We start from the raw sequence: 12,381 nt of genomic DNA on the forward strand, positions 1-12,381 counted from the left end.
GCAGTTCGGCACCCCGCAGGACATCTACGACCACCCCGCGACCCTGTTCGTCGCCGACTTCATCGGCAGCCCGGCGATGAACTTCCTCCGGTTCGAGGGCACCGCCGCCGCGGGGGCCGAGACGGTCACCCTCGGCGGCATCCCCATCCCCCTCCCCCAGTTGCAGGAACCTGCCTCTGGCCAGCTTGTCCTTGGCGTCCGCCCCGAGCATGTCGCGCTGTCCGACAGCGCCCCGCTGCGCGGGCGGATCGAGGCCGTCGAATACCTTGGCACTACCCAGATCGTCACGCTCTCGACCCCCCACGGCCAGGTGAAGGCGCGCACGCCCTCGACGGCCCCGGCCAAGACCGGCGACCTCGCCGGCCTGGCCCTGAACGCCCGCCGCCTGTCGCTCTTCGACGCCACCACCGGGCGTGCGCTGCGTACCGCCGCCAACGCCGGGGTCCATCATGGCTGAGGTCACACTGACGAACCTGTCCAAGTCCTACGGCCCCACCCAGGCCCTCAAGGACGTCTCCCTCACCATCCCGACCGGCGCTTTCGTCGTCCTCCTCGGACCCACCGGCGCAGGCAAGACCACCACGCTGCGCCTGATCGCCGGTCTGGACCGCCCCGACACGGGCGACGTCCGCATCGACGGCGCATCGGTCGTGAACGACACCCCCGCCCAGCGCGACGTGGCGATGGTCTTCCAGCAATACTCGCTTTACCCCCACCTCACCGTCCGCGAGAACCTCGCCTTCCCCCTCCGCTCCCCCATGATCGCGATGCCCGAACCCGACATCGCCAAGCGCGTGGCCGAGGTGGCCGAGGTCCTCCGCATCCCCCACAAGCTCGACAACAAGGCCACGGCCCTCTCTGGCGGCGAGATGCAGCGCGTCTCCATCGGCCGCGCCCTTGTCCGCAACCCCCGCATCTACCTGATGGACGAACCCCTCTCCTCGCTCGACGCCAAACTCCGCGCCGACCTGCGGATCGAGCTGAAACGCATCCACAACGACCTCAACGCCACCTTCCTCTATGTCACTCATGACCAGATCGAGGCGATGACCATGGCCACCCACGTCGGCGTCCTCGACCACGGCAAACTCGTCCAGTTCGGCACCCCGCGCCAGATCTACGAAACGCCCGTCTCGACCTACGTCGCCTCCCGCCTTGGCCAGCCGCACATCAACCTCCTTCCCGCCGCCGCATTCCCCGGCGCGCCCCCGAAGGCCGCAACAATCGGCCTCCGCCCCGAACACATCCACGTTGGCGAGGGGGCCGAAGCCACCATCACCCGCGTCGAACACCTTGGCGACCAGACCCGCCTGCACCTTTCCCTCGGCCCCCACAGCCTCATCACCCTGACCGAACCCCACACCGCCCTCAAACCCGGTGAAACCCTCAACATCCGCCCGATGAACCCCCTCTGGTTCGACGCCAGCGGCACCCGCATCTGAGAAAGGCCAACCCCATGAAACAGTTCATGAACTCCCGCGAAAGCCTCATCACCGAAGCAATCGACGGCCTCCTCAGAACCTCTGGCGGCAAGCTCGCCCGGCTCGACGGCTACCCCCACATCCGGGTCGTCGTCCGCACCGACTGGGACGCCAGAAGGTCGCCCTCGTCAGCGGCGGCGGCTCCGGCCACGAACCCAGCCACGCCGGGTTCGTCGGGCAAGGCATGCTCACCGCCGCTGTCTGCGGCGACGTCTTCGCCTCACCGTCGGTGGACGCCGTCCTCGCGGGTATCCTCGCCGTCACCGGCAAGGCGGGCTGCCTTCTGATCGTGAAAAACTACACCGGCGACCGGCTGAACTTCGGCCTCGCCGCCGAACGCGCCCGCGCCTTCGGCCTCAAGGTCAGCATGGTCATCGTCGACGACGACATCGCGCTGCCCGACCTGCCCCAAGCGCGCGGCGTCGCCGGAACCCTCTTCGTCCACAAGATCGCCGGAGCGATGGCCGAATCCGGCGCCGACCTCGACACCATCACCGCCGCCGCCACCACCGTCATCAAGGGCGCCGTCTCCATCGGCATGTCCCTCGACACTTGCACCGTCCCCGGCAGCCCCAAGGAAGACCGCATCGCGTCAGGCAAAGCCGAACTCGGCCTCGGCATCCATGGCGAGGCCGGGATCGAACAGGTCGACTTCACCGGCGCGCGCTCCGCCATGCAGATGGTGGCCGAGAAACTCCTCCCCCACACCGGGACCGGAGACCACGTCGCCCTCCTCAACAACCTCGGCTCCACCACGCCCCTCGAAATGTCCGTCCTGACCGAAGAACTCGCCCGCTCCCCCCTCGGCGGGAAGGTCAAATGGATGATCGGCCCCGCCCCCCTGATGACCTCGCTCGACATGCACGGCTTTTCCGTCTCGCTCCTCCCCGTCGACCACGCGCAGGTGACCAGCCTCGCCGCCCCCGTCGCCCCGCACGCCTGGCCCGGCCTCTCCCCGTTTGGAGCCGTGGCGGTCCGCCCCCTCCCCGACGGCCTCGCCCCCATCCAGCCCGTCCCCAGCGCCCACCCCGCCCGCCGCGCGCTGATCGAGCGCTGCTGCAAGGCCCTGATCGCCATCGAATCCGACCTGAACCTCCTCGACGCCAAGTCGGGAGACGGCGACACCGGCAGCACCCTCGCCGGGGCCGCCAAAGCGCTCCTCAACGCCCTCGACCGCCTCCCCCTCGCCGACCCGACGCAGCTTTACCGCGCCATCGGCATGGAGCTGTCGCAGACGATGGGCGGCTCCAGCGGAGTCCTCCTCGCCATCTTCTTCGCCGCCGCCGGCGACGCGAGCGCCTCCGGCAAAACCTGGATCGGCTCCCTCACCGCAGGCCTCGACCGCGTTTGCCAAGTCGGCGGAGCCGCCCCCGGCCACCGCACCATGATCGACGCCCTGGCCCCCGCCCTCGCTGCCCTCCCGCAGGGGGTCCAAGCCGCCGCCAAAGCCGCCCGCGACGGCGCGAACGCGACGGCCCAGATGACCCGCGCCAAAGCAGGCCGAGCCACCTACCTCGCCGCCGACAAGCTCAAGGGCCACAACGATCCGGGCGCAGAGGGCGTGGCGCGGCTGTTTGAGGACCTCGCCAAAGGCTGAAGGCACCATTCCTTGCCCGATTTGTCCCGCGACAAATCAGGCCGCGCCTGCCTGCCCCTGGCAGGCGCGATAGACGCGCCAGCCCAGAGAGCCGCGCCCCGATCTCCAACCATTCGGGAGTGCGGATATCCCCTTGCCCTCCGGCTTGCGCCTCCAGGCAAACCAGTCGGGCGAGTGTCCACTCGACGGTCGCTTGTCCGAACCTCTGGCAACCATCGTAGGGTGCGCTACAGCGCACCATGAGGTTGAAGCATGTTGGCTTGAATTGTTGCACGAGCCCTTTCAAGCTTCTTTGGTGATCGCTCCACTTGCGACAAGAAGTTCAGGTGCGTACTGGCTTAAGCGTGCGTTGGTGAAAGGAGTCGGAATGAAGAAACTTATCGTGGCCTCGATGTTCCTTGTTCTTTCTTCAAGTGTGTCAGCGCAGGTGAATTCGCTTGTCACGGACGGAAAACGACCGTTTGCTGAAGGTGTCCTCACAGGGTACATCGTTCAGGATGGCAACAAAACGCTTTGCAACGACCCATATGTGATTGGACAATATGTTTCGTGCGCCGAAGAGGTTTTAATTGCAGGAAACAAGTGGAAAGCTCAAAGTAAGAAGCAGGTTTGGGTCGACACAAACGGTGTACTTGGTGCTATGATTGTCGTTGATGCCAAGGGTCGGGTCATCTGCAAGGATCCAATGGTCAGCATTCAATTTCGCGGGCCGGAAAGCTATATCTTCTGTGAAGACTAAGCAGCACTTCTAATTGCGGCCACGTTGGCTAGCGAAACCCGCCAATCTTTCCCTCCCCAAATATCGCACGGGGGCCCCGGGGGTGTGAATCCCCCGGCCGCCAGCCAGAGGCACAGCCATTGCGGCCTCCGGGACCAACAGCCATCCCCAAGCGCCCCCTCTCCCCCAGGGGGAGAGGGTCGGGGTGAGGGGCAAAGCCCCAAAATATCACGAGGTAAACGCCCACGCCCATCCCATTGCTTCCAAACGAAAATCAGAAAATGCCCACCGTGGACACTACCCCTCTCTCACCGCCACGTTCTGGTCGATCAGATACCTCTGCGACAAGGGAATTGCTGCGGCTCCCAACGCCCGCGCATCCGCCCCCACCGTCCCCTCCCGGATGACCGGAGGCTCGATCCCCGCCAGGTCCAGCCCCAGAAGCGCCCCTTGCGTCCGCCGCACCAGCTCGGCCCGCACCGCCACGGGCAGCCAGCCGTCGATCAGCACCGCCTCGATCTCCAGCAGGGCCGCCGCCGCCAGCGTGGCATGGGCCAAGGCACCCGCCGCCGGGTCCAGCCAGGCCGACAGCACCCCCTCGGACACCTCCCACCGGTCGTGCTGCGACCACAGATGATCGGAAGACTCCCCCGCCGCCTCCATCGCCTCGGCCAGGACCGACATCGAGGCAAGGTCGATCAGCCGCCGCGTCCCTCCACCAGGCGCGGGGACCTGGATCGACCCGACCGCCGCCGCGTTGCCGGTTCGGCCTAGGTAAAGCTGGCCGTTCATCACGAGGCCGCCGCCGATGAAGGTCCCGAAGTAGAAGTAGAGGAAATCCTTCGGCCGCTCTCCCGTCCCGAAGATCAGCTCCGCCCCGCAGGCCGAGGTGGCGTCGTTCTGCACATAGACCGGCAGGCCCGTCACCGCGCCCAGTTCCGCCCCCAGATCGCGCGACCGCCAGGCGTCCATCTCGGACTGAGGGACCCCCAGCACCGACACCCAGTTCCACAGCTGGAACGGCATCGCCACGCCCATCCCCATGATCCGCCCGCGCAGGCCCGCAGGCAACTCGCCCGCCAAAGCCGGGGCCGCCTCCCGCACGAACCCGACCACCGCGTCGGGCGTCGGGTAGCGGTAGACGCGCCGTCGCGCCGCCCGCAGCCGCCCCCGGAAATCCGTCAGCACCAGATCCGCCGAGCGCCGTCCGACTTTCAGCCCCAGGAAGAACGCCCCCTCCGCCGCCAGCGACATCGGGACAGAGGGTTGCCCCACGCGCCCCCGCACCGGCTCACCGCGCTCCAGCAGGCCCTCGTCCTCCAGCCCCCGCATGATCACGCTGACCGTCTGCGCCGAAAGCCCCGTCATCCGGGCGATGTCGGATTTTGCCAGCGCCCCATGACGGCGGACCAGCGACAGCACCAGCCGTTCGTTGTGGTCGCGCATGCCCGACTGATTCGTGCCGCGCAGAACCTTCAGCGAGCCTGGCGAGACGTCCTGCATCCTAGCCCGCCGGACCGATAACCCCCTTGCGGAGGATCACGTTCGCAAACAAGGCCGTTTCGCTGGTTGCGACCACCGCATGCGCCGCCCGGATGCGGGGATAGAGCGCCTCGCCCGACAGGGGCACCACGGTCATCCCCGGTGCCATCCGGGCACACAAGGCGTCGATCTGCCGGTGGATGTCTGCCGCCTGCAAAGGGTCGTTCATCAGGCTGGCGCGGAACAACGCCGCCGGAACCGCCTGGTCCAGCGGCATCACCGTCAGCACCGCCTGAACCACCGCCAGCACCCCATGCCCATCGGCGCGGACCAGCCGACGCGCATGGTCCAGGGCTGGATAGTTGCCGTCCACGATGGCAAGCTCGTCCCCGTGGCCCATCGCCCGCAGGGTCGCAAGAAAGTCGGGCCCCAGAAGGGGCGGAATACCGATCAGCATGGCCTCCCCCTCCTCCCGGGTCCGGCGCGACCGGAGCACGTTCCCCGATCAGTCATGGCGCAGACTGCGGCCGGACGCCGCGCCTGTCAATAATAAATCAGAGTGATTTAATTATCTTGACGGAAGGGAGGGAATCAGCTTTTCTACGCCTGTCGCAGGGCCTTTTGGTCCGGCGCACGGATTTCGAAACGGGGGCGACAACAGCCCCCACCTTGGGAGGAAGACCATGAAGATCATCACCAAAGCCCTTTTGGGCGCGGGCGCGCTTGCCCTGTCGGCCGGCTTCGCCTCGGCACAGGACGGCGTCTCGGCCTGCCTGATCACCAAGACCGACACCAACCCCTTCTTCGTGAAGATGAAGGAAGGCGCCGAGGCCAAGGCGGCCGAACTGGGCATCACGCTCAAGTCCTACGCCGGCAAGGTTGACGGCGACCACGACAGCCAGGTCGCTGCGGTGGAAAGCTGCATCGCCGACGGCGCCAAGGGCATCCTGATCGCCGCTTCGGACACCAAGGCCATCGTCGGCCCGCTGGCCAAGGCGCGCGAAGCCGGCCTGCTGGTCATCGCTCTGGACACCCCGCTTGACCCGGCTGACGCCGCTGACGCGACCTTCGCCACCGACAACCTGGAAGCCGGCCGCCTGATCGGCGCCTGGGCCGCCGCGACGCTGGGGGCTGAAGCCGCCAACGCCAAGATCGCCTTCCTGAACCTGACCCCGTCCGAGCCGACCGTCGACGTCCTGCGCAACCAGGGCTTCATGATGGGCTTCGGCATCGACGTGAAGAACGCCGCCGACATCGGCGACGAGGATGATCCGCGCATCGTCGGCCACGACGTGACCAACGGCAACGAAGAAGGCGGCCGCAAGGCGATGGAGAACCTTCTGCAGAAGGACCCGGGCATCAACGTCGTCCACACCATCAACGAACCCGCCGCCGTGGGTGCCTACCAGGCGCTGAAGGCTGTCGGCATGGAAAGCCAGGTCCTGATCGTTTCGGTCGACGGCGGCTGCCCGGGCGTCGCCTCGGTCAAGGAAGGCGTCATCGGCGCGACCTCGCAGCAGTACCCGCTGGCAATGGCCGCTCTGGGCGTCGAAGCGATTGCCAAGTTCGCCGCGGACGGCACCAAGCCCACCCCGACCGAAGGCAAGGACTTCTTCGACACCGGCGTTTCGCTGGTGACCGACAAGCCGGCCGAGGGTGTGACCTCGATCGACACCACCAAGGGCACCGAGCTCTGCTGGGGCTAAGGTCTGACCAAGGCATGACCCGCCGGTGACGGCGGGGACGGGAAGGGCGGCCACGTGCCGCCCTTTCTTCAAGCCGCAGCTTGATGCAGGATGACAAGACCAATGGGGAGGGGACCAGAGGCATGACAAAAGCACAGGACTTCGAAAGCGCCAGCAAGGGCGCGGACCAGACCGTCGCCCAGTTCGAGGAACGGAAGTCGGCCTTGTCGCGGCTGCAGCACCTCTTGCACGGCAACCCGGCCCTGGTGCCGCTGATCGTGCTGATGGGCCTCATTGCCTTCTTCGGCATCTTCGCGGGCGACCGGTTCTTCAGCGCCTACACGCTGACGCTGGTGATGCAGCAGGTCGCCGTTGTCGGCATCCTCGCCGCCGCGCAGACGCTGGTGGTGCTGACCGCGGGTATCGACCTCGCCATCGGTGTCATCATGGTCTTTGCCTTCGTCATCATGGGCAATCTGGTCCTGACTGACGGCTCTCCCGGCGATTTCGCGATGCCTGCGGTGCTGGCACTTTTGGCAGGCTTCGTGGTGGCCGCCCTTTGGGGCTTCGTGAACGGCAACCTCGTCGCGCGCCTGAAGCTGCCGCCGTTCATCGTGACGCTGGGCACCTGGAACATCATCATGGCGATCTGCCTGATCTATTCCGAAAACGCCACGATGCGCGAGGCGGACCTGACCGCCCAGACGCAGCTTCTGCACGTCTTCGGCCAGAACTTCCGCGTCGGCCCCGCCGTCGTGACCTATGGCGTCGTCGCGATGATCGCGCTTTACATCGCGCTCTGGTTCATGCTGAACCACACCGCCTTCGGCCGCCACATCTATGCCGTGGGCGACGATTCCGATGCAGCCGAACTGGCCGGCATCAGCACCAAGAAGGTCCTGATCGGGGTATATACGCTGGCCGGAGTGATCGCGGGCCTTGCCGCCTGGGTGTCCATCGGCCGCAACGGCTCGATCTCGCCCTCGACCGTGGTGACAGATTTCAACCTGCAGGCCATCACCGCGACGGTGATCGGGGGCATCTCGCTGTTCGGCGGGCGCGGCTCGATCCTGGGGGTGCTGTTCGGCACGCTCATCGTCGGCATCATGTCGATGGGCCTGAACATGATGAACGCGGACCCGCAATGGAAGGTTCTGCTGACCGGCGTGCTGATCATCGCCGCCGTCGCGGTCGACCAGTGGATCCGCAAGGTATCGGCCTAAGGGAGGACATCATGGAACCCATTCTGACCGCACGCGGGCTGGTAAAGCGCTATGGCAAGGTCACCGCGCTGGACAACTGCGACTTCGAGCTGATGCCCGGCGAAATCCTCGCCGTCATCGGCGACAACGGCGCGGGCAAGTCCACGCTGATCAAGGCGATCTCGGGCGCGGTGATCCCCGACGAGGGCGAGATTCGCCTGGAAGGCCAGCCGATCCAGTTCCGCACGCCGATCGAGGCGCGCAAAGCCGGGATCGAGACGGTCTACCAGACCCTCGCCATGTCTCCGGCCCTCTCCATCGCCGACAACATGTTCATGGGCCGCGAGATTCGCAAACCCGGCTTCATGGGCTCGGTCTTCCGCCAATTGGACCGGCCGAAGATGCAGGCCTTCGCGCGGGAAAAGCTGAACGAGCTGGGGTTGATGACGATCCAGAACATCAACCAGGCGGTGGAAACCCTCTCGGGTGGCCAGCGTCAGGGCGTGGCCGTGGCCCGCGCCGCCGCCTTCGGCTCGAAGGTCGTGATCCTGGACGAACCCACGGCAGCCCTTGGCGTCAAGGAAAGCCGCCGCGTGCTGGAGCTGATCCGCGACGTCCGCAGCCGGGGCATCCCGATCATCCTCATCTCCCACAACATGCCCCACGTATTCGAGGTCGCGGACCGCATCCACATCCACCGCCTTGGCAAGCGGCTTTGCGTGATCAAGCCCTCGGACTATTCGATGTCCGATGCCGTGGCCTTCATGACCGGCGCCAAAGTGCCCGAAGGTGTGACCGAAGTCGCCTGAGCCCTCCCGCGGCAGCCCGGATCAAGGGCTGCCGCGCTTTAGCCGGCCACGGGCGCACCCCGATGCGCTGTGTCCGCGGCAGCCCGGCCGCGGGGGCTCGATGCCCCCAAGGGCGGTCTCCCGCTTGAAATCCCGTCGAATTCTGCGCTATCGCGACGCAAGGGGCTTGAAACCCTTGACGCAAAGACCAAAATCGCTCGAAACCCGCCGCGACGCGACCAGAACCAACACACAGCCGCCCCGACGAGGAACCCTCTCCGCATGACCCTAGCCCTGATCGCGGCGCTTCCCTTCCTTGGTGCGCTCCTTCCCGGCCTGATGATCCGTGCGGGACGCAATGCCTGCGCCACGGTGACGGGGTCGGTGACGCTGCTTGCGCTCATCCTCCTGGCCCTGCAGGCCCCCGCCGTCCTGCGCGGCGAGGTGGTGCAGACCCGGATCGAATGGCTGCCTGCGCTTGGACTTAACGCCAACTTCTTCCTCGACGGCCTCGGCCTGATGTTCGCGGGCCTGATCCTGGGAATTGGCCTTCTGATCATCGTCTACGCCCGCTTCTACCTGGCGAAGTCCGACCCGATGGGGCAGTTCTTCACCTATCTTCTTCTCTTCCAGGGCGCGATGGTGGGGATCGTCCTAAGCGACAACATCCTGCTTTTGCTGATCTTCTGGGAGCTGACCTCGCTCTCCTCCTTCCTTCTGATCGGCTACTGGAAGCACCTGCCCGAAGGCCGTCAGGGCGCCCGGATGGCGCTGGCGGTGACGGGGGGCGGCGGTCTGGCGATGCTCGCGGGGATGCTGATCCTGGGCAACATCGCCGGCAGCTACGACCTGAGCGTGATCCTGCAAAGCAAAGAGGTGATCCAGGCCTCGCCCTACTACCTGCCCGCGCTGATCCTGATCCTGATCGGGGCCTTCACCAAGTCGGCGCAGTTCCCCTTCCACTTCTGGCTGCCACACGCGTTGGCCGCGCCGACGCCGGTGTCGGCCTACCTGCACTCGGCCACGATGGTGAAGGCCGGGATCTTCCTGATGGCGCGGATGTGGCCGGTCCTGTCGGGCACCTGGGAATGGTTCATCATCGTCACGTCGGCGGGCCTCATCACGATGGTGATGGCCGCCAAGATCGCGCTTTTCAAGGATGACCTGAAGGCGCTTCTGGCCTTTTCCACGGTCAGCCACCTTGGCCTCATCACCATGCTGCTTGGCTTCGGCACGCCCGAGGCCGCGACCGTTGCGATCTTCCACATCCTGAACCACGCGACCTTCAAGGCCGCCCTCTTCATGACCGCAGGCATTGTCGACCACGAGGCGCATACCCGCGACCTCAAGCGCCTGGGCGGGCTTCGAAAGCTCATGCCGGTGACCTTCGCCATTGCCGCCATCGCCTCGCTGTCGATGGCGGGTATCCCGCCTCTGAACGGGTTCCTGTCGAAGGAACTGATGCTGGAAGAGGCCGCGCATGTCGCCTGGCCGAACGCCTGGCTTGTTGGCATCCTGGCCACCCTTGGCGCGCTTTTCTCGGTCGCCTACTCGTTCCGTTTCCTGGCCCACGGCTTCCTTGGCCCGGTGCGCGACGACTACCCGTCGAAACCGCATGACCCGGGCTTCGGCCTCTGGGCCGCACCTGCCCTGCTGGCGGTTCTGGTCGTGCTGGTGGGCATCATGCCGAACACGATGGTCGGCTGGCTCTTGGACCCCGCCGCCTCGGCCACCACGGGCCGCGGCATCTTCACCAACATCTATCACTGGCATGGGCTGGACGCCGCCGCGCTCTGGATGTCGCTGGCTGCCATCGGCGGGGGTCTGGTCCTTCTGGGTGCCTATCCCCGGCTTCGCGCCCTGTGGGACGCCACCCCGCGCCCCGAGGCGAAGCGCATCTTCGACGGCATCGTCGAGCCCCTGGCCGAGGCCGCGCGTCAGATCACCGACAGCCTGCACAACGGCCGCTTCAGCCGCAGCATGGTGGTCGCGGTTCTGGGGATCACGGCCCTGGCGATGCTGGCCTTCCTGACGGCCACACCGCATGCCCCTGGCACGCGACCGACGCTTCCGATCGACCCGGTTGTGCTGGGCGTCTGGGTGGTGATGGTCGTTGCGGCCCTGGCAACGCCCTTCCTGCACCGCAACCGCCTGGTCGCGCTGCTTCTGACCGGCGTCGTCGGCCTGCTGATCGCCCCGCTTTTCGCCTTGTTCTCGGCCCCGGACCTGGCCCTGACCCAGCTGTCGGTCGAAGTGGTGACCCTTCTCCTCATGCTTCTTGCGCTGAACTTCCTGCCCAAGGAGACCCCCGTCGAAAGCCGCCTGCCCCGCAAGCTGCGCGACGCGGGCATCGCGGGGATTGCAGGCCTGGGCATCGGCGGCCTTGCCTATGCGATGATGACGCGGGCCCCGGCCTTCGACCCGATCTCGGCCTTCCACTGGGCGCAATCAAAGCCCGGTGCTGGCGGCACCAACGCCGTCAACACCATCATCGTCGACTTCCGCGGCTATGATACCTTTGGCGAGATCATCGTGCTCGGCATCGCCGCCCTGGTGATTTATGCCCTGTCCGAGGCGCTGCTGCGCAACCCCGCCGTCACCGCCCGCCTGGCCGCCCAGCCCAGAGGCCGCGAATCCGGCGACCGCCACCCGATGATGCTGGTCGTCGCAACCCGCCTTCTTCTGCCGATGGCGATGATGGTTGGCGTCTACATCTACCTGCGTGGCCACAACATGCCCGGCGGCGGCTTCGTCTCGGGCCTGGTCTTCGCCATTGCCTATCTGATGCAGTACATGGCCTCGGGCTACGACTGGAGCCACGCCCGCCAGCGCTATGACCACCACGCGCTGATCGGCTGGGGCGTCCTGGTCGCCTCGCTGTCAGGGGTCGGCGCCTGGGCCTTCGGCTTGCCCTTCCTGACCTCTGGCTTCGAATACGTCCATCTCTGGCCGCTGGAGGAATTCGAACTGGCCACCGCCGCGATCTTCGACCTTGGCGTCTTCCTCTGCGTCCTCGGCGCGATCCTGCTGGCGCTGGCGTCGCTGTCGCGGTTGGCGCTGCGGACCGGCGAAGGCCCGAACACCACCGCCCATGACCTTGAGGAGACCCGCTGATGGAAGCCCTCCTCGCCTCGGCCATCGGCCTTCTCGCCGCTGTTGGCATCTACCTGACACTGCGGCTGCGCACCTTCCCCGTGATCCTGGGGCTGACCTTTCTCAGCTATGCGGTGAACCTGTTCCTCTTTACCGCCGGCAGGCTTGCCGTGAACGCCGCCCCGATCGTCGGCACCACCGACGCGCCCGCCGACCCCCTGCCTCAGGCCCTGGTCCTGACCGCCATCGTCATCTCCTTCGGGATGACCGCCGTCATCATGATCATGGCCATCGGCGGCCACCTGCAGACCGGCCACGACCGCATCGACCTGGAC

The 12,381-nt window shown here is 66.5% G+C and carries 10 protein-coding genes and 1 pseudogene; 9 read left to right on the plus strand and 2 right to left on the minus strand.

The genetic code is table 11. The annotated features are described in order from the left end of the window. The 4 genes and pseudogenes from U1E69_RS20200 to U1E69_RS20215 form a co-directional block, all read left to right on the plus strand. On the plus strand, positions 1 to 457 hold a 457-nt coding region (locus tag U1E69_RS20200), incomplete at its 5' end, for a TOBE domain-containing protein (RefSeq protein WP_322246209.1). Then, positions 450 to 1,442, plus strand: a complete 993-nt coding sequence (locus U1E69_RS20205) for an ABC transporter ATP-binding protein (protein ID WP_322246210.1) — start codon at positions 450 to 452, stop codon at positions 1,440 to 1,442. The genes U1E69_RS20200 and U1E69_RS20205, both read left to right, overlap by 8 nt. 14 nt (positions 1,443 to 1,456) lie before the next feature. Further along, positions 1,457 to 3,078, plus strand: a pseudogene (locus U1E69_RS20210) (dihydroxyacetone kinase subunit DhaK). Positions 3,079 to 3,445: 367 nt separating this feature from the next. After that, the gene (locus U1E69_RS20215) at positions 3,446 to 3,817 is read left to right on the plus strand and encodes a hypothetical protein (RefSeq protein WP_322246211.1); all 372 of its coding nucleotides are present in this window, start codon (positions 3,446 to 3,448) and stop codon (positions 3,815 to 3,817) included. Positions 3,818 to 4,093: 276 nt separating this feature from the next. On the opposite strand, the gene U1E69_RS20220 is transcribed toward U1E69_RS20215, so the two are convergent. Beyond that, complete coding sequence (locus tag U1E69_RS20220; protein ID WP_322246212.1) at positions 4,094 to 5,299, minus strand: ROK family transcriptional regulator; 1,206 nt, start codon at positions 5,297 to 5,299, stop codon at positions 4,094 to 4,096. Position 5,300: 1 nt separating this feature from the next. Next, positions 5,301 to 5,735: an RbsD/FucU family protein gene (locus U1E69_RS20225; protein ID WP_322246213.1), complete on the minus strand. Its 435-nt coding sequence runs from the start codon at positions 5,733 to 5,735 to the stop codon at positions 5,301 to 5,303. A gap of 226 nt (positions 5,736 to 5,961) precedes the next feature. On the opposite strand from U1E69_RS20225, the gene U1E69_RS20230 reads away from it, so the two are divergent. From U1E69_RS20230 to U1E69_RS20250, 5 genes are all read left to right on the plus strand, one after another. Further along, complete coding sequence (locus U1E69_RS20230; protein WP_322246214.1) at positions 5,962 to 6,984, plus strand: substrate-binding domain-containing protein; 1,023 nt, start codon at positions 5,962 to 5,964, stop codon at positions 6,982 to 6,984. A gap of 122 nt (positions 6,985 to 7,106) precedes the next feature. Beyond that, positions 7,107 to 8,186: an ABC transporter permease gene (locus U1E69_RS20235; protein WP_322246215.1), complete on the plus strand. Its 1,080-nt coding sequence runs from the start codon at positions 7,107 to 7,109 to the stop codon at positions 8,184 to 8,186. Positions 8,187 to 8,197: 11 nt separating this feature from the next. Next, positions 8,198 to 8,974 carry an ATP-binding cassette domain-containing protein gene (locus U1E69_RS20240; RefSeq protein ID WP_322246216.1) on the plus strand — a complete coding sequence of 259 codons (777 nt, stop codon included), beginning with the start codon at positions 8,198 to 8,200 and terminating at the stop codon, positions 8,972 to 8,974. 261 nt (positions 8,975 to 9,235) lie between these two features. Further along, positions 9,236 to 12,067, plus strand: a complete 2,832-nt coding sequence (locus tag U1E69_RS20245; RefSeq protein WP_322246217.1) for a monovalent cation/H+ antiporter subunit A — start codon at positions 9,236 to 9,238, stop codon at positions 12,065 to 12,067. Further along, positions 12,067 to 12,381 (plus strand): Na+/H+ antiporter subunit C (locus tag U1E69_RS20250; protein ID WP_322246218.1); only part of this gene is annotated, 315 nt, incomplete at its 3' end. The genes U1E69_RS20245 and U1E69_RS20250, both read left to right, overlap by 1 nt.

The organism is Tabrizicola sp. (genome assembly GCF_034366665.1).
Lineage (GTDB): Bacteria > Pseudomonadota > Alphaproteobacteria > Rhodobacterales > Rhodobacteraceae > Tabrizicola.

Bases quoted from the DNA above. Each gene is read 5' to 3' on its own strand.
- U1E69_RS20205 (WP_322246210.1), top strand. From the start codon at position 450: ATGGCTGAGGTCACACTGACGAACCTGTCCAAGTCCTACGGCCCCACC.
- U1E69_RS20230 (WP_322246214.1), top strand. From the start codon at position 5,962: ATGAAGATCATCACCAAAGCCCTTTTGGGCGCGGGCGCGCTTGCCCTG.
- U1E69_RS20245 (WP_322246217.1), top strand. From the start codon at position 9,236: ATGACCCTAGCCCTGATCGCGGCGCTTCCCTTCCTTGGTGCGCTCCTT.
- U1E69_RS20215 (WP_322246211.1), top strand. From the start codon at position 3,446: ATGAAGAAACTTATCGTGGCCTCGATGTTCCTTGTTCTTTCTTCAAGT.
- U1E69_RS20225 (WP_322246213.1), bottom strand. From the start codon at position 5,735: ATGCTGATCGGTATTCCGCCCCTTCTGGGGCCCGACTTTCTTGCGACC.
- U1E69_RS20220 (WP_322246212.1), bottom strand. From the start codon at position 5,299: ATGCAGGACGTCTCGCCAGGCTCGCTGAAGGTTCTGCGCGGCACGAAT.
- U1E69_RS20240 (WP_322246216.1), top strand. From the start codon at position 8,198: ATGGAACCCATTCTGACCGCACGCGGGCTGGTAAAGCGCTATGGCAAG.
- U1E69_RS20235 (WP_322246215.1), top strand. From the start codon at position 7,107: ATGACAAAAGCACAGGACTTCGAAAGCGCCAGCAAGGGCGCGGACCAG.